Annotated in this window: 17 protein-coding genes and 1 tRNA gene; 9 read left to right on the forward strand and 9 right to left on the reverse strand. The window is 53.0% G+C overall.

Annotated elements, in window-relative coordinates:
• Nucleotides 1–75: 75 nt before the first annotated feature.
• From RZ35_RS18145 to RZ35_RS02235, 4 genes are all read left to right on the forward strand, one after another.
• The gene (locus tag RZ35_RS18145) at nucleotides 76–1,443 is read left to right on the forward strand and encodes a glycosyltransferase family protein (RefSeq protein WP_026741838.1); all 1,368 of its coding nucleotides are present in this window, start codon (nucleotides 76–78) and stop codon (nucleotides 1,441–1,443) included.
• 12 nt (nucleotides 1,444–1,455) lie between these two features.
• On the forward strand, nucleotides 1,456–2,730 hold the full coding sequence (locus RZ35_RS18150) for a glycosyltransferase (RefSeq protein WP_026741839.1): 1,275 nt from the start codon (nucleotides 1,456–1,458) through the stop codon (nucleotides 2,728–2,730).
• The gene (locus RZ35_RS02230) at nucleotides 2,730–4,184 is read left to right on the forward strand and encodes a radical SAM protein (protein ID WP_026741840.1); all 1,455 of its coding nucleotides are present in this window, start codon (nucleotides 2,730–2,732) and stop codon (nucleotides 4,182–4,184) included. The genes RZ35_RS18150 and RZ35_RS02230 overlap by 1 nt, the downstream gene beginning before the upstream one ends.
• A gap of 90 nt (nucleotides 4,185–4,274) precedes the next feature.
• Nucleotides 4,275–5,078, forward strand: coding sequence for a hypothetical protein (locus tag RZ35_RS02235; protein WP_026741841.1), 804 nt, complete (start codon nucleotides 4,275–4,277; stop codon nucleotides 5,076–5,078).
• A gap of 228 nt (nucleotides 5,079–5,306) precedes the next feature.
• On the opposite strand, the gene RZ35_RS02240 is transcribed toward RZ35_RS02235, so the two are convergent.
• Nucleotides 5,307–5,768, reverse strand: coding sequence for a hypothetical protein (locus RZ35_RS02240; protein ID WP_026741842.1), 462 nt, complete (start codon nucleotides 5,766–5,768; stop codon nucleotides 5,307–5,309).
• 507 nt (nucleotides 5,769–6,275) lie between these two features.
• On the opposite strand from RZ35_RS02240, the gene RZ35_RS02245 reads away from it, so the two are divergent.
• The gene (locus RZ35_RS02245; protein ID WP_026741843.1) at nucleotides 6,276–7,061 is read left to right on the forward strand and encodes an endonuclease/exonuclease/phosphatase family protein; all 786 of its coding nucleotides are present in this window, start codon (nucleotides 6,276–6,278) and stop codon (nucleotides 7,059–7,061) included.
• A 163-nt stretch (nucleotides 7,062–7,224) separates the two neighbouring features.
• Here RZ35_RS02245 and mltD read toward each other — a convergent pair whose 3' ends face one another.
• Entirely contained in the window at nucleotides 7,225–8,613 is a 1,389-nt protein-coding gene (gene mltD / locus RZ35_RS02250; RefSeq protein ID WP_026741844.1) for a murein transglycosylase D, read from the reverse strand.
• A gap of 70 nt (nucleotides 8,614–8,683) precedes the next feature.
• On the reverse strand, nucleotides 8,684–9,439 hold the full coding sequence (gloB, locus tag RZ35_RS02255) for a hydroxyacylglutathione hydrolase (RefSeq protein WP_026741845.1): 756 nt from the start codon (nucleotides 9,437–9,439) through the stop codon (nucleotides 8,684–8,686).
• A gap of 43 nt (nucleotides 9,440–9,482) precedes the next feature.
• On the opposite strand from gloB, the gene RZ35_RS02260 reads away from it, so the two are divergent.
• Nucleotides 9,483–10,205 (forward strand): class I SAM-dependent methyltransferase, encoded by a 723-nt coding sequence (locus RZ35_RS02260; RefSeq protein WP_026741846.1) that lies wholly within the window; start codon nucleotides 9,483–9,485, stop codon nucleotides 10,203–10,205.
• On the opposite strand, the gene rnhA is transcribed toward RZ35_RS02260, so the two are convergent.
• Nucleotides 10,202–10,768 carry a ribonuclease HI gene (rnhA, locus tag RZ35_RS02265; RefSeq protein ID WP_026741953.1) on the reverse strand — a complete coding sequence of 189 codons (567 nt, stop codon included), beginning with the start codon at nucleotides 10,766–10,768 and terminating at the stop codon, nucleotides 10,202–10,204. The genes RZ35_RS02260 and rnhA overlap by 4 nt on opposite strands.
• Between rnhA and dnaQ the strand changes: the two genes are divergently transcribed.
• The 3 genes from dnaQ (at nucleotide 10,722) to RZ35_RS17065 (ending at nucleotide 12,610) form a co-directional block, all read left to right on the forward strand.
• Nucleotides 10,722–11,456 (forward strand): DNA polymerase III subunit epsilon, encoded by a 735-nt coding sequence (dnaQ, locus tag RZ35_RS02270; protein ID WP_026741847.1) that lies wholly within the window; start codon nucleotides 10,722–10,724, stop codon nucleotides 11,454–11,456. The two genes, rnhA and dnaQ, sit on opposite strands and share 47 nt — an antisense overlap.
• Before the next feature lie 126 nt (nucleotides 11,457–11,582).
• Nucleotides 11,583–11,659 (forward strand) — tRNA-Asp (locus RZ35_RS02275).
• A 555-nt stretch (nucleotides 11,660–12,214) separates the two neighbouring features.
• Nucleotides 12,215–12,610, forward strand: coding sequence for a flagellar protein FlhE (locus tag RZ35_RS17065; protein WP_455709677.1), 396 nt, complete (start codon nucleotides 12,215–12,217; stop codon nucleotides 12,608–12,610).
• 418 nt (nucleotides 12,611–13,028) lie between these two features.
• Here the strand turns inward: RZ35_RS17065 and RZ35_RS02280 are convergent, their stop codons facing one another.
• From RZ35_RS02280 to RZ35_RS02300, 5 genes are all read right to left on the reverse strand, one after another.
• The gene (locus tag RZ35_RS02280; protein WP_051625440.1) at nucleotides 13,029–14,423 is read right to left on the reverse strand and encodes a condensation domain-containing protein; all 1,395 of its coding nucleotides are present in this window, start codon (nucleotides 14,421–14,423) and stop codon (nucleotides 13,029–13,031) included.
• Between the two features lie 35 nt (nucleotides 14,424–14,458).
• Nucleotides 14,459–15,757 carry an MFS transporter gene (locus tag RZ35_RS02285; protein WP_200873741.1) on the reverse strand — a complete coding sequence of 433 codons (1,299 nt, stop codon included), beginning with the start codon at nucleotides 15,755–15,757 and terminating at the stop codon, nucleotides 14,459–14,461.
• 24 nt (nucleotides 15,758–15,781) lie between these two features.
• Entirely contained in the window at nucleotides 15,782–16,717 is a 936-nt protein-coding gene (locus RZ35_RS02290; protein WP_026741849.1) for a sulfotransferase family protein, read from the reverse strand.
• A 709-nt stretch (nucleotides 16,718–17,426) separates the two neighbouring features.
• Nucleotides 17,427–18,113: a GIN domain-containing protein gene (locus tag RZ35_RS02295; protein ID WP_455709675.1), complete on the reverse strand. Its 687-nt coding sequence runs from the start codon at nucleotides 18,111–18,113 to the stop codon at nucleotides 17,427–17,429.
• 2 nt (nucleotides 18,114–18,115) lie between these two features.
• Complete coding sequence (locus tag RZ35_RS02300; protein ID WP_026741851.1) at nucleotides 18,116–19,453, reverse strand: cytochrome P450; 1,338 nt, start codon at nucleotides 19,451–19,453, stop codon at nucleotides 18,116–18,118.
• Between the last annotated feature and the right edge of the window lie 796 nt (nucleotides 19,454–20,249).

Genomic DNA, 20,249 nt, shown 5'->3' on the forward strand with positions numbered 1-20,249 from the left:
TTCATTTTAACCTCGGGCCGGCTCGCGCCGTACTCAGGTCGTTCTGAATTACTCAATTAAGCGAAGGAAAGACTCATGGATGTAAAGAATAGGGCCATATTCATTTCATTTGATGGCGTCGCGGTTTCCGGTATTACCGTGGAAGCGGCCAAGCTGGCTTCCTGCCTCAATCAGAGAGGCTTCGAGTCATTCATTGATCTTGGGTTCGACATCAAGATCGATAAAGGCAATTTCGGCAGGCCTTATACGCAGAAAGAGAAGAGCGCCTTCGGTCAGATCTTTACGGTGGTGAGAGCGACGGGGGAGGGCGAGCTGCCCGGTTACACTCCGTATTTTATCGAGGACGTGAATAACCTGTTGATCAATGGAAGTATTCCTTCCAGCGAAGAAAAAAAAGCGCGTAAGCTGGCGGATGTTCATGTGGTCGCTGACGCCTTATCCGAGCGCATTGTGGCGACCTGGCGTGAATTAGGCATTACTCACGTCGTCGTTGAAAACGGCACGCTGCCTGAAAATATCGTGTATACCCATGCGCTGTATAAAGCGATTGCCGCTTACGGAGAAGAGAACGGACTCGGATGTTTCGTGCTCTGGCGCGACCACGATCTCATGTGGAACAGCGAAACGGCCTGTGGGAAATACGGAGGCGAACCCTGGCCGTATGCCGTGAAACCGATTCCTACGAAATATATCAATTACGTCACGCTTAATGATGCCCTCGCCAGCAAGCTCAGTGAATGGAGCGGGGTTAATATTGACGTCATGCGTAATTGCTACTGTTTCGAAGGCGATAAAAAGCGGAAATCCCTGCGCCCTGAATTTGGGATTTCAGAGAACGATATTCTGATTGCGCGCACGACGCGACTTGTTCCTGTGAAACGTCTGGAACGAGATATCTATCTGACTAAAAAACTCAATGAGCTGTGCGTTAAAAATAATAAAGAGCCCTGCGTCTATTTAATTATTGCGGGGGGGGAGCAAGAAGACGCTCGCTACTTTCGTTATTTGAAAGACTATGTCAGCGAATTGGGAATGGAGCGGTTTGTCCACTTCATCGGCGCATTGCAGCATGACTTTATCGACGAAAGCGGCGATGCGTATACGGTTCAGGATCTCTATGAGTCCTGCGATATCGTCTCCTTTCTCACATCGTACGACTACGACAGCTACGGCAATCCGATTGGGGAAGCGATCAGCCACCAGCGGTGTTACATCGCCACTCACTATGAGTATTACGACGAGGTCTACGGTCAATACGGCTTTCAAACCGAACTGATGACGATTTCTGCCGACCAGGACGGCTGGCCGGACGATGATTTTGTGCAACGTGTTTATGGATTGGTTGCCGACAAGTCGAAACGAGAGTTCATCGCGAAACATAATTTCCATATCGGGGAAAAACTCATTTCCAACAAGATATTTGGCCACGTTTTTAATGTGTAATAGGGAGTTGTTATGCGTAAAGAAACTTATATATCCATTGTGCTGCCGGTTTATAATGAAGGGAATCGCATTGAAGCCGTCATTGATTCTATTTATCGGCAGACATCGAAATACGGCATATTTACCCTGGATAATATGGAATTAATTATCGTTGATAATAATTCGACGGATGACTCTATTCAGAAAGTCAAAGCAGCTCAGGATAAATATAAAGACCTGACAATACATATCATCAATGAAACCACGCAGGGCGTCTCTTCAGCCAGAAAAAAAGGCATGGATTACGCCTCTCAGCGCGCCGGTATCCGTAATATCGAATACGGTATCGATCATAAGCACTATATCGTTTCCGCCGATGCGGACTGTGAGGTGGATAAATATTGGATCGACGAACTGGTTTACACCATGCTTGAACAGCATGGCGATCTCGGTACCTGTAATTACTACTACGACAAACGGGATTTTGAGCTGCGCCCCAACCTGTATCGTGAAATTGATAAAACCCTGCGCTGCCGCCACTTTTCGTTCTCGCTGTTCGGCGGTTTCCCTGATGGCAAAGGGTTTGCGGTCGAAAAGCGGATGTATGATGCGGTTGGCGGCATCGAGATTTTCTACCAGTTGGAAGGAGGGCGCTTTGTCGAACACCTCTCCGACGACTGGGACTTCGGCATCAAGGTCATCGCCTGCGGCGGTAAACCCGTCTATGCGCCCGAAGCTTACGTTAAAATCAACAGCCGGAGGGTGGATACACTGCTGTACGAGGTGATGAATGGGACTGCCTATGGAAAAGACGGCATCATCATCATGAAGGATGTGCGCCCGACGGACCACGCGTTGGAAAACTATCAGGATCTGTCGCCCGAACAGGCTGAAGTCTCCTGGTTCAACTCGATCAAAGACTACATACCGAAAAATATCGTACTACCGGTGTTACTCAATCCATCGCTGCTGGTGGACAACCCCGAAGTCATTGAGTTCTTCACGCCGGAGGTGGCGGAAAGTCTCTATCGACGTATCTACCAAATCAAGTATGAAACCAGCGTCGTCGACTTCAAGCCGATTCATGCCTACAAAACCCCGGCGTTCCGACTCTATTTTGAATTCAGACACGAAATCTTCAACTCGCTGCGGCGTTTTGTCGGCGAAGATATCGGCTCCGCGCCGCCGCTGCCTGCCTGTTTCGATACCGTGGATGAAAAAGNCTTCCTGCGCTTTGTGTACTATTTCTGCGAAGACCGCGAGTCGGGCGAAGCGCACAACTATTTTGCCAATGGCGGGGNGTTTTGATGAATAAGAGCCATCTTGATACGTTGCTCGATCTCGATAGCCGATATCCCACGCCGTTAGTGTGTGAGGTGCTGGAGAAGGAAGAGAATGCGACGTTGCTCGACTATGTCGTCAAAGATCCCTTTGGTTGCCACGTTTTTCCTGGCGATATTGAGGATTACCCTTTATCGGCGTTTCATGCAGACATGGATGTGGAAATCGGCAACGCCGAGCAGATCCATCTCTGGGCTTACATTCCAACTTGCCGTTATAAGTGTCATTTTTGCCAGTTTCCCACGGTGATCCTCAACCCGGATTCTGCCAAGGCGGGCGCGCTGTTTAGCGAAGTCGTGGATCTGAACATCAAAGAGGCCCAGCTGTGGCTGAAACATGTCCCGAGCCTTCGCCATACGCCCGTCGGCGAATTCAATATCTTCGGCGGGACGCCCTCGCTGCTGCCGGAAGTCGAATTACGTCGGCTGATGGCGTTTTACAAGGAGAACTTTAACTTTTCCTCCGCTACCTTGCGGTTTGAAGGCGAGCCGGGCAGCCTGCCTGAAAATTATCTCGGTATCTTGAAGGAACTGGGGTTCACCAAGCTGTCATTTGGCGCGCAGTCGTTCAACGATCGCCTTATCCATGCCTGCGGCAGAAGACATACGGCGGCGGAGTGTTTTTCCACGTTGGAAAATGCCAAAGCGATGGGGTACGAGCTGATCACCATCGACCTGATGTATGGGCTGATGGGGCAGAAAGTGGATGACGTCGCCTACGACATGGAGATGGTGAAGAAATACGACCTGTCGCATGTGGTTTGCACCAAGCTGCATATGAAAGAGTTTATGGAAACCCGCAGCGGCGTGTCGGCGAAACGGAAAAACCTCTGGCAGCGCAAATTGATTTCGCTGGGCGATAACGAAATGCCCAGTTTGGGAAAACAGTACCAGATGCGTGAGCTGGTGGAGAGCTATCTGGCCGATGACTATCTCGAACATCCCACCATGTATTTCCACAAACGTGATTTGCCGCCGGAGAAATGGAAAAGCCTGATCACCGATCTGGACAAACAATATCCCGAGGTTGCGATAGGGCTGGGCGGCAGCTCCAAGTCTCGTCGCTCTGAGATGATCAACCTGACGGAGTATGACGAGTACCGCGATGCCTTAAACGCGGGGCGTCTACCGTGTGGCTCGGTCCGGGGGTTCTCCCCGCATCAGCAGCGCGTCAATGCCTTCAAGATGGCGTTATCAACGCTGATCCCTGTCGATGATGCGGTCTTCAAAAAACGCTTCGATGGTGAGAGCTTCTTTGACAATCCCACCATTTCGGCGGCGTTAACTCACTTGGAAGAAAAAGGGTTAGTGACCGTGGACAACGCGGTGGTCACCCTCTCGCCGGAAGGACGAGTGTTGGTGGAGGCCATTATCAACACGCAGTTCGAGACATCGAGTCCGACGCCTCTCGGCGTCGGATGAGGGATCTCGTAACATACGGAATGTACGCCAAAAAACCGCCGCCGTTGGTCTCTGCCGTCGGCGCGGTAAGGGCGCATAAGGATGATTGTGATGCAGAATTTCTCTTCTCGTGTATTCAGTTTTTATTACATCGGCATTGATACCGAAGCCGGCGTCACCAACGCGCAATTCGAAGCCTTTGTGCGTGACAAAGGCGTTCAGCTGCCGATTTATCCGGGATGGCGTTGGACCTTGTTGCGCGGGCTGCGCGGCGAACGTACCGATCAATATCTGATGCTGTTCGAAATGAAAAACGCCGAGGCGCGTGACCTATACGTCGATGAAAACGGCAACCCGACGGCGCTGGCTCAGCAGTTCTGGCAACAGACGCCTGAAGCGCAGGGAATCCTCGAAGTGTGGAAACATTTGGCCACTTTCGCGGAATTGCCGACGTTGTTCACCGACTACCGGCTGTTGGCCGAAAACAACAAAAGCACGGTGAAACCTGGCCCCCGCTATCATCAAGGGCCGGGGGAGGAGAGGACCGCGCGAATTATTGGTATCCATAATCTGGCATTGCGAACGGGGGTCACCCCCGCTGAATTCGAATGCTTTATCGCAGAGAACCATCACCGCATAGAAGACTATCCCGGCTGGAAATTTCACCTGCTGAAAGGGGAGCGCGGCAACCGACTGGATCAATACGTTGTCATGATGGAGATTGAGAGCGTGGAGGCATTGACGGTCTTTTATCCGGAAGCGGATATCGGCACTCAGGAAACCGATAAATTCGCCCAGGCGCATCGCGACACCAAGCAGATGTACGAAGAGTGGAAAAAGCTGGCCTCTTTCTCTGGGTCACCGCAGATTTACACGGACTATATTTCCGTCGCAGAATGCGGGACGTGTGACTAGCGCTCATGCTCGTTAAGCATCGCTATGATGCAGGCGTATTGCGTCGATGCATCCCAAGATAAAGAAGGTAAACCCGATAGCCCTGAACCCTTTGTTCAGGGCTTTTATTGCTGTTTACGGCGTATTCGACCTGCTCCACTGATCTCCGCTTCAGAACCGCACAGACGTGCCGGGGCTTCGCTCACAGGGTCTAGTTCCGCGATGTTGTAGTCTTACACAGCAGACTGACTACAAATCGCCATAGTTGAAGGTAACGGATTCCTTGCCGGCAGGTTGCAGCGTAGAGCGAGGTTTCCCGGTCAGCTCATGACGAATTTGTATTTGCGCACCGATTGAGAAAATTTGGTTATCAAATGCCGCAGTGGAACCGGTGGCGCCAGCCTTTGCCGGAACACAACTTGCTGCCGAAGCTTGATAAGGGTTGAAGTAGCACAGCTGCACGTTATCACTATACGCTGCGGGGAATTTTGTCGTTTGGTAACTAACGGAAAGTAACCTCTTGGTTACGATCAGATTGCCCTTGGGAAAATCAGCGGAATAGACGTGGAAGGCGCTGAACGAGGTGGACGGAACGCCACTTGACGGAACGTACTGCGGATAAGGTGTTGATGATTTCGTGATTACGCCAGCCGAGGCCAACAGTGGGAAAGCGGCCGTCAAAAAACAGCAAGCCAATAGTTTTGATTTCATAGATCCTCTTTTGATTAATGATAGGTGCGGAAGATTTAATATCTTGGTTTTTTTCGATGATTGCAAATAGCTATCTCATTGAAAATAATATAATTATTTCGCCCGTCAGATTTTGTCGGCTTATATAAGAGGGCGAAAACCTTCTGCTGAACAAACCGTTGTCGAGGAAGGGGTTAATCGACCAGAGGCTCTCGATGGATACCGTGTCTCCGTGTTGGCGAACGGTGCCATGACGAAGAGACGTAGCTTCTTATTACAATATGAGTAGTGGGGAAACCGTGACGATTAAGGTGCCGCATTCATGTCACGTAAGTGATTGCGATAGAGGTTTTTTTCTCTTTTTTCTTGGGGATAACCTGGGTTGTTTTGACCCCGCTAGTCGCCCCAAACGGCTCCTGCCGTTTTCCAATCTGCTGTTGAAACTCACCGACAAAGCCCCTATAACTGGACTATCACTATTGCAGTAAGCAGTAGCTGACACTCTGTCATCTTGATAGCAGGCGAGACGTGCGAAAGAAAACTTATGCCATGAGATATGTTGCCGGGCAGCCTGTGGAGAGAATTTTCCCCCCGGTGGTGATGCATTATGCCGGGCAGCCGGAGTTGTCCGGTCCGTTGCCTTTAGAGGACGGCGTTTTACGTTTACTGGTCTGGAACATTTTCAAACAACAGCGGATGGACTGGCTGTCGGTGCTGAAGGGCTTCGGCAATAACGCTCAACTCATGTTACTGCAGGAAGCGCAGAGTTCGCCGGAGTTAATTCAGTTCGCCACTTCCCACTATCCTGCCGCCGATCAGGTTCCCGCATTTTCCCTTCCGCTGCACCCGTCGGGTGTGATGACGCTCTCTGCCGCGCAACCAATGTACTGCTGCCCGTTGCGTGAGCGTGAGCCGTTGCTTCGGCTGTCTAAATCCGCCCTGGTGACGATCTATCGTCTGCACGACGGACGTTCGTTAATGGTCGTTAACATCCACGCGGTGAATTTCAGCTTCGGCGTTGAGGTCTATACCAAGCAGCTACAGGCAATCGGGGATCATCTAAACCACCACCGTGGACCGGTAATTATGGCGGGGGATTTTAACGCATGGAGTCAGCCGAGAAGCAACGCTTTGTACCGTTTTGCCGGGGTGATGGGACTAAAAGAAGTGACATTTAGCCACGATCAGCGGCGCAGAGCGTTCGGCCGTCCTCTGGACTTTGTTTTCTATCGCGAGCTGAACGTTGCACACGCTTCGGTACTGGTCACAGACGCTTCCGATCACAATCCGCTGCGGGTGGAATTTAGCCTGTAATCACTTGGGATGATGGCTTATCGCCACGACGCCGTATCCCGTTAGGTGCCTGCCTCTTGGAGTGAGCGCCGCTCGTTCCCTCCTCTCACCACCCAGTTTCTGTCACGGTATTACGCCCATAAAAAAACCTCTCCTAAGAGAGGCTTTGGTTTTACGTGGCCGATCAGGAATCGGGAGTCTGTTTTTTGCTGACGAACAAGGTCAGTTTGTCACCCGGCTGGATATTGGCCTTTTTGTTAATGACCGTATTCCAGCGCATCACATCTGCAATGTCGACGCCGTGACGCTTGGCGATACTTGCCAGCGAGTCACCTTTACGAACATGGTAGATGATCGAACCACTTTTACTACTGGCATCAGACCCTGCCGTGGCGAAAGAGGCTTTCGCGACCTGAAGCGTCTGACCTGCTTTCACCGTGTGACCACGAAGGTTGTTCCAGTTTTGCAGGTCTTTGGTGCTGACATTGAGCCGTTTGGCAATGGCCGATAGCGTATCGCCAGTACGGACTTTATATTCAGAACCCCGGGTTGTTTGTGCCAGACGCGTCGGCTGAACCGCCGCAATATCTACTTCTGCCAGCGAGTCTTTCAACTGCTCGACATGTGCCTTCGGTACCATAATGTAATGCGGCCCGTTGGGCGCTGTCACATTCTGTTTATAACCCGTATTGTAGCTTTTCAATTTTGTGACGGGTAAACCGGCTAGCTCAGCGGCTTGGGTCAGCTGCATTTNCTGTCCTAAGTCGACTTGCGCCAGGGCACGTTCTTCATTCGTTTTCGGCAGGTCAAGGCCGTATTTTTTGCTATGCTTTAAGATATCGCTTAACGCTAGCATCTTAGGTACGTAGATCGACGTTTCGTAGGGGAGCGCCAGTGACCAGTAATTCGTTGGGCGCCCCTTTGCCTTGTTCGCTTTGATGGCCTGCATCACACGGCCTTCGCCACTGTTATAGGCGGCGATGGTTAGCAACCAGTCTCCATCAAACATGCGATTAAGGCGTTGCATCATATTTAATGCTGCCGTCGTGGAAGCGGCGACATCGCGGCGTCCGTCGTACCATTTATCTTGTTGCAATCCATAATGACGTCCCGTTCCTGGGACAATCTGCCACAATCCAACGGCGTTGGCCGACGATTGGGCGTTTGGATTAAAAGCGCTCTCCACTATGGGTAGCAGTACCAGTTCCATCGGCATTTTACGTTGCTTTATCTGCTCGACTATCCAGTACATGTACGGCTCTGCCCGTAATGTTACATCGTGGAGATAGCTCTTATTTTTCAAATAACGCTGTTTCTGTTCGCGGATCCGGGCGTTTTCCGGAACCTCCATCTTCAGCTCACGACTAATCAAATTCCACAGGTCCTGCTGCGCGAGGTTGCCATCATCCAACCATCGCGCCCCGGTCTCTCGACCATCCGCGTATTTTCCTGTTTCACTTTGACTGGCCGAAGACAGACTCTGTGCATGTTGTTTGGGCTGAGAGGTATCATGGGGTGAAACCTGGCAGCCTGCCAACAAGACCGAGGCGATAAGTATCGCTTTAGCCTTCATATTTTTGTCAACAGTTGCTCAAAAGACGAACGATCATACTTTGATTGGTCATTGCGTACAACTAAAACCTTCAGAAGTGATCCTTCATGGCCCTTAGTTGCGCAAATGTCTGCCAATCGCCCCTGGTACTCACATCTTTAAATATTTTTCTCTGTAAATCAGTGTCATGACAACGTAAGAAAAGATTAATGTTTCGTTCAAAACCGAGGCTTGTGGGGACTGTTTGCAGCCCTTTTTCCCTTAATTGTCTGACTTTTAGCAGATAGTCGGCAATTGTGGGTTCCTCCGGCCATAACTCATGGGCGAACTCCAGGTTTGACACCGTATATTCATGAGCGCAACACACCAAAGTCTCATCCGGTAGCTGGTTAAGTTTACTAACCGATTCAAACATTTGTTCCGGTGTGCCTTCAAAAATACGTCCGCATCCTGCGGAAAACAGCGTGTCGCCGCAAAACAGGTATGGAGCGCTATAATACGCGATATGTCCCGCCGTATGCCCAGGGACGGAAAAAATAGAAAATTCCGAGTTCAGCAGCGTTAGTTTGTCGTCTTCCTTCACTATGTGTGTCGTTCCGCTGCGGGACGTTTCCTGCGGACCGTAAATATCAATGTGGGGGAAGCGCTCGACTAAGGCTTTCACACCGCCGACGTGATCCTGATGGTGGTGGGTTAAAAGAAGGGCGATCGGCGTCAGTCGCTGCTCATCCAGCGCCGTCAGCACCGGCGCGGCTTCACCGGGGTCGACAATCACACACTGCTTCTGTCGATTACACAGCAACCAAATGTAGTTATCTTTGAGGGCGGGAACACTGATAAGATTCATGGTGAGTCCTCTGTTTGCAGTTACCTGTGGAAGATACTAGAACATGAAGCCAGCTCAAACCGTCCAGACTGTAGAGGCTCCTGATGCTTGGGATTCCATCCCCTGGGGGACATTCTATCGCGATACGCTTGATGACGCGCTCCAGCCGTGGTGGCCGAAGATTTTTGGTTTTCATCTGTTGAAAGTCGGCGCGCTCAGCGCCGAAATGAAAAGCGCTGAGTGCGCGATCCCGCATCAAATCAACCTCACATCGAATCGAACACGTGCGGATGTCATCGCCGACCCGTGCCAGCTGCCGTTTGTAGAGAAGTCTGTAGATGCTTGTCTGCTAATTCACGCATTGGCTTACTCCAGCGATCCTCACCGCGTGCTGCGGGAAGTGGATCGTGTCCTGATTAACGACGGCTGGCTTATCATCAGCGGTTTTAATCCGATGAGTCTGATGGGGCTTGGAAAAATGGTGCCGGGGATTCGGCATCGGCAGCCGTATTGCAGCCGGATGTTCAGCCAGATGCGTTTGCAGGACTGGCTGAACCTGCTCAACTATGAAATCGTGCATCNCGCCAGCCTGCATGCGTTGCCCTGGCGTCAGCAAGGGCAAGGGCGCTGGAACAACCATCTGCCGTTGTTGGGGTGTTTGAACCTGATCGTGGCGCGTAAACGTACGGTGCCGTTGACGCCGACGCCGATGCGATCCCGACTGAAAAAAGCGCCCATGCGCAGTCCGGTGGGCGCGACGAAAAGCTATCGTCGCGGTCCGGATTAATCCTGTTTGTAACCGACGTCATCCAGCGTTGGCGCGCCCGCGGCTTCACGCGCCAACTGATCGCATCGCTCGTTTTCTGGGTGACCGGCATGACCTTTCACCCACTCCCACTGAATAGTGTGTTGGTGGATGGCTAAATCCAGACGCTGCCAGAGATCGACATTTTTAACCGGCTTTTTATCGGCGGTTTTCCAGCCACGCTTTTTCCAGTTGTGGATCCAGTTGGTGATCCCTTGACGCACGTATTGGCTGTCCGTACTGAGCGTCACGTCGCAAGGCGTCGTCAGCGACTCCAGCGAAACAATCGCCGCCATCAACTCCATGCGATTATTCGTCGTGAGACGGTAACCCGCACTGAGCTCTTTTTCGTGCTGTTTATAGCGCAACACCGCGCCGTAACCGCCGGGACCGGGGTTGCCGAGGCAGGAGCCATCGGTGAAAATTTCTACCTGTTTACGCATCTCTGGTAGACTCTTGTCCATGCTGAAAACCACAAGTCTGACATAAACGAAAACGATGAGCACTGAAATAACACGACAAATCGTCCTGGATACCGAAACCACGGGTATGAACAAGTTGGGTGTTCATTACGAAGGTCATCGCATCATCGAAATCGGCGCCGTCGAGGTGATCAACCGCCGTCTGACCGGCCGCAACTATCATGTTTACCTCAAACCCGATCGCCTGATCGATCCGGAAGCCTACAATGTTCACGGTATCAGCGACGAATTCCTGGTCGATAAACCCACCTACGCCGACATTGCCGACGACTTCATGGATTTCATCCGTGGCGCCGAGCTGGTCATCCATAACGCAGCGTTTGATATCGGCTTTATGGACTACGAGTTTCGGATGTTGCAGCGGGATATTCCAAAGACGGAAACCTTCTGCAAAATCACGGATAGCCTGCTGTTGGCCCGTAAGCTCTTCCCCGGCAAACGTAACAACCTGGATGCGTTGTGCGACCGCTATCTGATCGACAACAGCAAACGTACGCTGCACGGCGCGTTGCTGGATGCCGAGATACTGGCAGAAGTCTATCTGGCGATGACCGGCGGCCAGCGGTCGCTTGCGTTTTCAATGGAAAACGAAGGGACGCAGCAGGCCAATCAGACAGACACGATTCAGCGCATCGTGCGTCCGGCGTCCGCCTTGCCGGTGATCTATGCCAGCGATGACGAAGTGATGGCGCATGAACAGAGACTCGATCTGATCGTGAAAAAAGGCGGTAGCTGCCTGTGGCGTGATTGATCGCCATCTGTGAGAAAGAGAGGCTTTGCGCTGTAAATATGAGCAAACAGAGTCGGTTAGCGTGAAAAAGCATTGACGTGATAAGGGCGCCATTCTAGTATTCAAGCCGCTCACAGAGCGCAGAGTGGAGCGGTAGTTCAGTTGGTTAGAATACCTGCCTGTCACGCAGGGGGTCGCGGGTTCGAGTCCCGTCCGTTCCGCCACTTATCTTTCCCAGAATGTTGTTTAACGTGCTGGATGAAAAAGCCGTATACCTTTAAAAGGGTATGCGGCTTTTTTTCGCTCTCATGGAGCCCCTGGTGGAGAGTGGAAGCCCGGCGAAAATGTCCTACGAAATGCCTGCGTTTTCCATCGGGAACAGCAATATTATGCAGAGTCGATATCCCATCATAATGTAATTATCCGCTCAAACCCTTAGTGATAAATATATTTCGTTATTGTCAGGAATGATCGATTCAAAAAATAAACTCATCGAGAAATAGTATAAAAATAAAGAATATCTCGTTTATTAATATGGCGATGTGTTGGTTGACCATTGCTAAAGGGGTTGTATTATGACACCTGTCTCGTCAGTTGAACCAAAAATTAATACTTACTAATAAATTAGTCGGGAAGCTAATTAAATAGAAGATGATTAATGTTTGTTTGACCTGGCTGGACATAATGATTTTCTTCTATTTTATTATCATGTAAAGGATTCGCATATGAAATCTACAAAATGTTTTTCTATTTTAGTAAAAACAATAGCGTGTGCATTAATGCTTGGTAGCTTGNAAGCCTATGCAGCCAAAGGATACTCTTCGTCAGCGCAAGGAATCGTTATTTACTCTCCTAACTTTTCGTATACAACTAATTTCTCTATTCCTTCATCTGCTATATTTCCTTCAAATGCCAAGATTAACAAAGTAGATTGGAAGTATTCAATTGGCTGGAATATACCGTCAAAAGCAACGTTTATTGCTTGGTTATGTCATGGTGATGATAGTACTTGCCTTGATGTAACCAGGATTAAAAGTGGAACCACTACCTTCTTTAATACCGATGGAAAAAAACCTAATACGCCTTTCTATTTAGCGTATCGGATCAATAGTGGATATTCTTTTCCGCCTATTTCCACCGGTTCAGCTCAACTGACGGTTAACATGACATATTGATCTAAATTCAAACCAATTGATTAATAGTTAAAAATCATGATGGTATAAGTAATCATAGGTGCTGTGGTCATCATTGGTGATTGCATAGCTATACATATAATAATTGCTGATGACAGGAAAGAAGGCGGTGTTATCTCTACTCAGTATCAAGTGTGGCTGCATTAAGCATTGATAGTGGGCTTCAAGGGTTACTCTGCCTTCGCCTTTTGAAATCTGTTCCAACATGAAGATGATTCAAAAACGAGGCTGCAAAAATACAACGAATTCTTTCTGCTATTTTTCAACGAACTGGACGAAAAAGCCGCATACGTTTAAAAAATGTATACGGTTTTTTCGTTTTTATAATGCCTTCCTACAGCTCACCGCTTGCATTCCATTCCCAGGAAAACCTTTCCCCCTATAGAAAGCAGAGAACACCTTACCAGCATTCGGTGGCGATAATCGATGTCAGAAGATCTTTCGTCCGTGCGAGGTAGTCGGCGATCACCACGGCGGCCTGAGGCGTGGCGGGATGGCGATAATTGATAAACAGACCGTCATGCGTGCGCACATACCACAGACACACTTCATCAGGGTCGACGCTGCGGCTGCGGAAGCTTTTGACTTGCCACCTTGCCCACTCGCGCGCGCCTGAAATACGTCGTAGCTCCATGTAGGAGATCATAAAGGGGTCGCGTAGAGGCTGGTCGAGAAGCTCGGCCACGCGGGTTATCGGTATCTGGGCCAACGCTTTGACGCCGACCAGTCCGTTTGCCGCCTCACCCATCGCCTGAGTAAATGAGTAGTTCCCGTCGATAGGAAATGCCACCGGTCCCATACCCACGTACCAGCCTACCGACGGCTGGCGCTGAGCGGTTTGCGTCTGGAAGGGGATCATGGTGCGAAAATCCTCCTGGCCCGTGCGNTCGTTGGCGGACTTTGCCAGACAGGCCAACAGCCCGGAAAAAATGTCGCCTCCGGCGGAACGGCAGATCTGTGCAAACGCGTTGGCCTCCTCTTTATCAAACACTCTGGCGTGGCCGCTCGGTTGCTCGGTCAGGCCATCGCCCACCGCTCCCAGAGAGAGGGGAAACGGCGGCAGGCGGCCGTCTCCCTCCGCTACGAAGGTCTTCCAGCGCTGAATGCCTTCATGGCTGGCGGTGACCGTCTCCGACGCTTTGCGCTCCGCCTCGGCGAAGTCGAGATAGCTGGCGACGGGCGGAAGGGCAGGCTGGGCGGCGCACTCTTCCGATGCCGACAGGGCGGCGTCGTATAGCGTATGGATCTCGCCGGGGATCTGGAAAAGGGAATAGCCGTCGATCAGCGTGTGGTCCACCGCGAGACACACGGTCGTCGCTTCAGAATGACTAATGGTGGTAAAGAGATAGCCCGGCCAGTCGAGGGGGCCGACTTCGCGATCGAACAGCGCTTCGAGCTGGTTCGCCATCGGCTGAGCGTCGGTAAAGCTCCCGACTTTGCCGGGGCGTACTTCGATGGCGCCAGGTTTTAGCGTCATGCGCGCTAACCGGCGGTCGGCGCGGGGGATAAGGTGGCTGCGTAAGGTCTCATGTCGGTCGATCCATTGACGGATGGCTGTGATGAAAGCCGAAGCGTTCAAGTCGGCCGACATATCAAAGGCGCATCCCAGCCAGGAGGCCGTCGACGCGTTGTTCTCCCTGTCATCCAGCGCGCCCATGATGCTCGCTTCCTGTAGGCAGGAGGCCCGGCGAGGGTCCTTGACCCAACGGTCGTCGGTGGCGGAAGGACCGTTAACGCGCCAGGCGGTGAGGCGTCCTGCGGGCAGATTAAGTGAGGCTATATCTGTGAACTTCATGATCGTTTCCCTGTATCGGTGAAGGACGAAAAGACTCAGGCATTGGCGGTTTCGTTGCGGAGCGCAGCGAGTTGAGGTTCGCGCACCGTCCACAACGGCGACATGACGATCCACACGGCGGCGGCGGCGATCAGCACGCCCGTCACAAACAGCGTCGTTCGCGTTCCCAGCCACATCCCGCAGGTGCCGCCGACTACGGCGCCTAACGGTGCCAGCCCCCAGACCAGCGTACGGATGCTCGCGTTCACCCGCCCGTGGATCTTCGTCGGAGCCAACGCATAACGGATGGGGACCTGATGGACGTTGTAGGTCTGTATGCCGACCCACATGATGCATTGGGATAACCCGACGACGAGTAGGTTCGGCAGCAGCGGACAGAGCATGGCGCCGATGGCGCTGATGAGGATCGCCGCGNCCAGCGTGCGGCCCAGGCCCAGAACGCTTGCCGCCGGGCGGGCCAGCAAGGCCCCCACGACGCAGCCGACGGCGGCAACGCTGGTCACAATACCAATTTCAGTCGAGGTCAGTTTCAGCTGGTCGGAGAGATAGAGAATGAAAACAGCGGAATAGGCGCTGTAGAAAAAGATCAGCGTGACGGTGGCGAAGGTTGACGCGCGCAGCGGCGGCGTACGGATCAAAAATCGCATGCCCTCGGCCGCCTCCTTCAAAATACGCGTTAGCGCGCCGCCCGTGGGGATGTCACCGGCAGAACTGACGTTAAGCCGCCGACGCGCCGACGCGGTGGCGACAAAAGGAAGCAGGGCCGACATCAGCAGGAAGGAGACGGAGTCGGCCAGTATCGCCAATGCGGGCGAGGTAGCCGCGATCAGCCATCCGGCGATCGGCAGGCCGATGACCATGACGGCGGACTGCCCGAGTTCCAGTCGGCTTTGCGCCTTTGTCAGTTGCCGATAGGGCACCAGCGCGGGCACCCAGGCCAGAAAGGTGACGTCGGCGACCACCATTGCGGCGCCGGTCAGCGTGGCGACGGTGTAGAGATGCAACATGCTGACGTGGCCGGAAAGAAAAAAAACCAGCGGCACGCTGGCCAGCGTCAGCGCCATGATGATGTTGGCCGTCATCAACAGCAGACGGTGTGAGTAGCTGTCGACGAGCAAACCGGCAAACAGCCCGAGCAGCAGGTACGGCGTTCTGCTACAGGCCAGCAGAACGCCGGTTTCGAACGGGCTGGCATGATTGAGGTTGATCGCAGTCAGGGGGAGAGCAAGGTGCGTGACCTGCGTGCCGACCAGGGAGAGCGATTGGCCAGCGAGAAGTAGGTGGAAGCTGCGGGGCAGCCGCTGTGAAACATCCTGTAAACCCTGCATCGCCATGCTCTCCGCCGTTCTTTGATGAGCTTACAGCTCGTAGCCCAGACGCTTCAATTCGTCACCCGCGATGTGCTCGAATTCAGCAATTTGCGTCGGGCTGAGGTCCTGTAGATAGCGTCCATTACGGCCCCGGTAGAGCGGTTGACGCGCCGTCTCAGCGGAAGGATGGCCCCAGGGCTTGTCGAACAGGGCATGGTTCTGATCGGCATGGCGCATCACCGCCTCATCCCACGGCAGTCCCAGAAAGTCCAGCATTTGCGCAATCGTCTCGCGAGGCTGGGTCACCAGATCTTCATAGCGGATCTCCAGATAACGAGAGTCCGGTGCGGTCAGACGAGCATGGGCGACAATCTCCAGCCAGCCGTGGGCGGCTTCGGCGATCGTCTGATATCCCCAATCGGGAACGGTCTTGAGGTGAGAGGCCGCCAGATCCCGTCCGTCGCGGACGATATGAATAAACCGGGCCTCAGGCCAGATCGCGGCATAGGTGCCAATATCCTTGATTCTGCGCTGTAGTTTCAGCCCCCAGCGTTGCGTCCCCGTTTGTTTGCGTCGACATTCTCCCATCAACTCGATAAGACGGCAGCGGTCTTCAAGCGCGGAAAGATCCCGGCCGCACTCGGCCATCAGGTTCTTCACCAACGCTCTGACTTCGTCGCGAGCGAGGCCGAAGCGCTCACACTGCACCACGAAATGCACGCCGTCATACCACTCGGGGGCGAACGTCTCCTTTGTGGCCCCGATGAGCAGATTTTCGTTGGCATCCAAAAAGTCGCAGACGGCCAAAATGTGCGGACCAAGATTAACCGGCTCCGTGAAGTCGATTTCCGGGCCGACGACAAGGTCCGGATGCGAATCGAGAATGACGCTGAGCAACGTCGTGCCTGAACGGTTTTCGCCTCCCAGCAGCACTGGGTTGGTCGTCAGTACACAAGGCGTGATTGTGGCGGATGGACCAGACATGAAGACTCCTTTCCGTGGAAGAATATTTCGAATGAACCTCACCCGCTGACAAAATAATAGGGTCGCAAAAACAAGCCGGTGGGCGATATCGTCTAGTCAAAACAATGAACGTGATGAGGCGACATTGAGTCGCCCTCGAGAATATTTACGCTGAATACATAATTAGCATTGGCTGTTGTGATAATCAACACGGGCTGAGATTAATTTTTTTATTTTTATGAGGCATAAAAATTAAATAACCAACAGATGTCCATTGAGGTCATTAATAAATAAATCTGTCGAGGTTTTTTTATAAAAATATAAGGATAACAACAGGGTTGATTTTATCTTTACTGAGGGTGAATTAATGTTATCTCTATATTTAAAATATGCCTGGTCTTCGGATTAAGTCGTCGCTGATGTGATAAAAGCACTTACTCTCTTCATGATTAATAATTTAAGCTCGCGTCTTTCTGGGCTCTCACGAGTGGTGAACGGTTCGTTATGTAGGCGAGGACGATCGCCTTTGGATAGGTTACCTATTCTGAGGGGGGGACCGCTGATACGAACCACCACGGGGAAGAGGGCGCAGTATTATTCATCGTTGTTCGCGAAGGTTGAGGGGAATAGCACTCGGCTCGCAGAGACAAGTGCTATTCATGGTTTGAGGCCTTGCTTACGTCAGCGCCTGATGACCGCACGTCTTAGGCGTTGACGGGTCCCTTTAGGATCATTGGCAATCGCGGGTCCGCACCGTTGCGCCCATCTCGCTGGACAGTGTGCTGCGCGTGTCCGTGCCTATATAAACCAGCCCGCCCATGGCGGCGCTGCCCGAGATTTCCCGTGCGCGGCACAGGTCTGCTTCCGCGCCCATCGCCACATCCATATGCGCGGATTGGATCACCAGATCGTGGGTGGCGTTGATTAGCTTCGCGCCCATGGCAAGCTTGGCATCCAGGCGCTGGATGTAGCCGCTCAGCGCGATTGTCGCGCCCATGCTGCCATCGACCATCAATTGATCCGAGCTGAGGGCGCAGGCATCGGCTTTCAGATTGACGCCAAAGGTGGTTTTGAGCGACTGCACGGGGTAATCCGTAAAAATCGTCAGGTCCGTTTTATTGTCCGAAAGATCCCACCCCTCTACGTCGCGGGTCACTCCCGTCATGCTCAGCTTCTTGCTCGCCGAATTGACCTGCAATTGATCCAACNCTTTTTGGGAAGCACTGGCCACCGCATAAGGCTTCTCGGCGCATTTAAGAGTGACGTTAAGCCCTTTAGATAATTCAAGTTCGTTGAAGGAAGCAATCGGTATCCGTTTCTCGATCTTATTCGCGTAAGCGGCGTTGAGGGTGACGCCATAAAGCAAGGCAATGGAAAAAACGGTGTTCAAGCGTGTCATGTGACCTCCGTAGCGCATATTTAAAAAGAATCAGCAGAAATCGGGGTCGCCAGAGGCGTGGTCGTTAGGGATACATCGCCTCGTGGCGCCAGGTTGAGACCAAACTCCGGGCGTAGGTCCACCGGTCGCGTTCCGGGCGTTAGTTGGAAGCGGCAGCTCAATGAGAGCCGAGCCAGTGTCATCACCAGCTGATGAAGCGAAAGCGACATCCCCACGCAGTGGCGTTTGCCCGTCCCGAAAGGAAAATAGTGGTACGGCGGGATGGGACCATGAAGAAAACGATCGATATCGAACCGCATCGGTTCAGGCCAAAAGCGGGCGTCATGATGCACCAGCCAAGGGGCGAACAGGACCGCAGTGCCGGCGGGAAGGCGGTAACCGTCGATGTCGATGTCCCGCAATACCGTCCGTTCGACCAGCGATGAGACCGGTGTCAGCCGCAATGCTTCTTTCACGGCGGCCAGCGTGATGGGGCATTTTTGCAGGCTGATCCCGTCGCGTGGCAGCGCGCGCGCTTCCTGATAGATCCGCGCCTGCGCTTCGGGATGCCGTGCCAGATGGATGAGACACCACTGCAGGCTGGTGGCCGGGTTATCGATGCTGCCGGACAGATTACCCATCNCCTGATTTGCCAGCGACGCTTTACGCTCTGGGTGGCGGGCGACGTCGAGAGCGTGGTAAAGCTGGGCCAGCATGGTATCCGGCTCCTCGGCGATGCCGCACAGGCTCGCATCCACCAGCGTATGCAGGCGTGCGCGATAATTCAGCAGCGTGGGATCGTGCAGCAACGTGTCTCGATCGACGGTGGCGGCCTTCCGGATCAGCGCGTAGAACGTCTGATGGGTTTCCGTGGCGAAGCGTTGACCTTCCTGGAGCGTACAGGTATGCCCGATGAAAGGCGGCATTACAGCGCGTACCGCCCATTCGAGCGTCAGCGCGCGCAGAGTCACCGGCGCCGATGTGGCGAACTGTTCGACAAGCCAGTCGGCGCTGTCTGTCAGGGCGCGCTGCAACGACGCGCACTTCGGATTGACCTGCTGCACGGTGAGTTTTCTGATCCGGCGCCATTCGTCGCCATCCTGAGCAAACGTGAGCGCATCTCCCAGCAGCAGGCGGCCAACGGCCGCGGAGGAGGGCAGCGTCATGACGTCCTTACCGAAACATTCTTCATTCTGCTGCCACTCGCGCACATGACGGGCGCCTCCCAATACGACCAGATCGGCGCTGTTGGCGAACCGGAGCCGGACCCGATCGCCCTCGGCCGCGACGGCTTCTTCCACCGTTTTCAAAATGCCGATCGCGCGTAAACGCTGCTCATCGACGACAACGGCGGGGAGCGATGCATAAGGTCGTATCACGTCTTCTCCTTATCGTCTCCGGAGATGTACCGAGGGTCTGGAATGACGTTACAGGCGCCGATGAAAGCGCCTGCGCCGATGGAAAGCAGGCCGCAGCGTTTTGATAAGGGCTGCGTATTTTGCAATCGGCGGCTCAGCAATAAAAAGGGATCGGCCGCACAGCAGTGGCCCACGTCAGGCAATAAACGGGTATCGATACGTGCCTCGAACTCAGGATTGCGCCGCGTGAAGTTGAGCCAGGTCAAGCGGTTGATATTGTGCGGCAGCAGCACGTCATGGGTCTGAAATGAAAATTCGATTTCTTTCAGCGCGTGGGCCATCATCGCGTTGTGCTCGGCATAGAAGGCGCTTTTTTGCGGCGATTCGATAAATAGTCCAGGCCAGAATTCCGCGCGATGTTCCCCAAAAGGGGGCGTCAGCTGTATGCCGTCATCCCGATTGTCCAGCAGCATGACGACGAATCCGTCTCCCAGAATTGTGCAGCCGGGGATATAACGTTCCCCCAGTCCAAAAACGCTGAGCGAATCGCCCAGGAGCAGCAGCGCGCGTTGCGAGAGTCCGGTTCGGAAGAGCGTCTGGAGCATTTTCAGCCCCCAGAACCCACCGCCGCAGTTGTGCTGATCAATCTCGTAGCGGCGTTTTACCTGCTTCAAGGCGGGATGGCGGCGCACCAACTCCGTTGTCACGCCTTCCCCTTCGACAGACTGAATCGGCAGGGCATGCACGTAAATCAGCGTATCCACCGGCGTCTCTTCGGCGCTGACCTCGAGTCTGTCCAGCAGAGNCGAAAAGGTGT

Origin of the sequence: Lonsdalea quercina subsp. quercina, from assembly GCF_000688655.1 — a bacterium.
In the GTDB taxonomy this organism is placed as follows: Bacteria; Pseudomonadota; Gammaproteobacteria; order Enterobacterales; family Enterobacteriaceae; genus Lonsdalea; species Lonsdalea quercina.

What these genes read in the sequence shown, in the direction of transcription:
- RZ35_RS18145 (WP_026741838.1), top strand. Translation starts at nt 76, where the DNA reads ATGGATGTAAAGAATAGGGCCATATTCATTTCATTTGATGGCGTCGCG.
- RZ35_RS02230 (WP_026741840.1), top strand. Translation starts at nt 2,730, where the DNA reads ATGAATAAGAGCCATCTTGATACGTTGCTCGATCTCGATAGCCGATAT.
- RZ35_RS02235 (WP_026741841.1), top strand. Translation starts at nt 4,275, where the DNA reads ATGCAGAATTTCTCTTCTCGTGTATTCAGTTTTTATTACATCGGCATT.
- RZ35_RS02240 (WP_026741842.1), bottom strand. Translation starts at nt 5,768, where the DNA reads ATGAAATCAAAACTATTGGCTTGCTGTTTTTTGACGGCCGCTTTCCCA.
- gloB (WP_026741845.1), bottom strand. Translation starts at nt 9,439, where the DNA reads ATGAATCTTATCAGTGTTCCCGCCCTCAAAGATAACTACATTTGGTTG.
- dnaQ (WP_026741847.1), top strand. Translation starts at nt 10,722, where the DNA reads ATGAGCACTGAAATAACACGACAAATCGTCCTGGATACCGAAACCACG.
- RZ35_RS02290 (WP_026741849.1), bottom strand. Translation starts at nt 16,717, where the DNA reads ATGTCTGGTCCATCCGCCACAATCACGCCTTGTGTACTGACGACCAAC.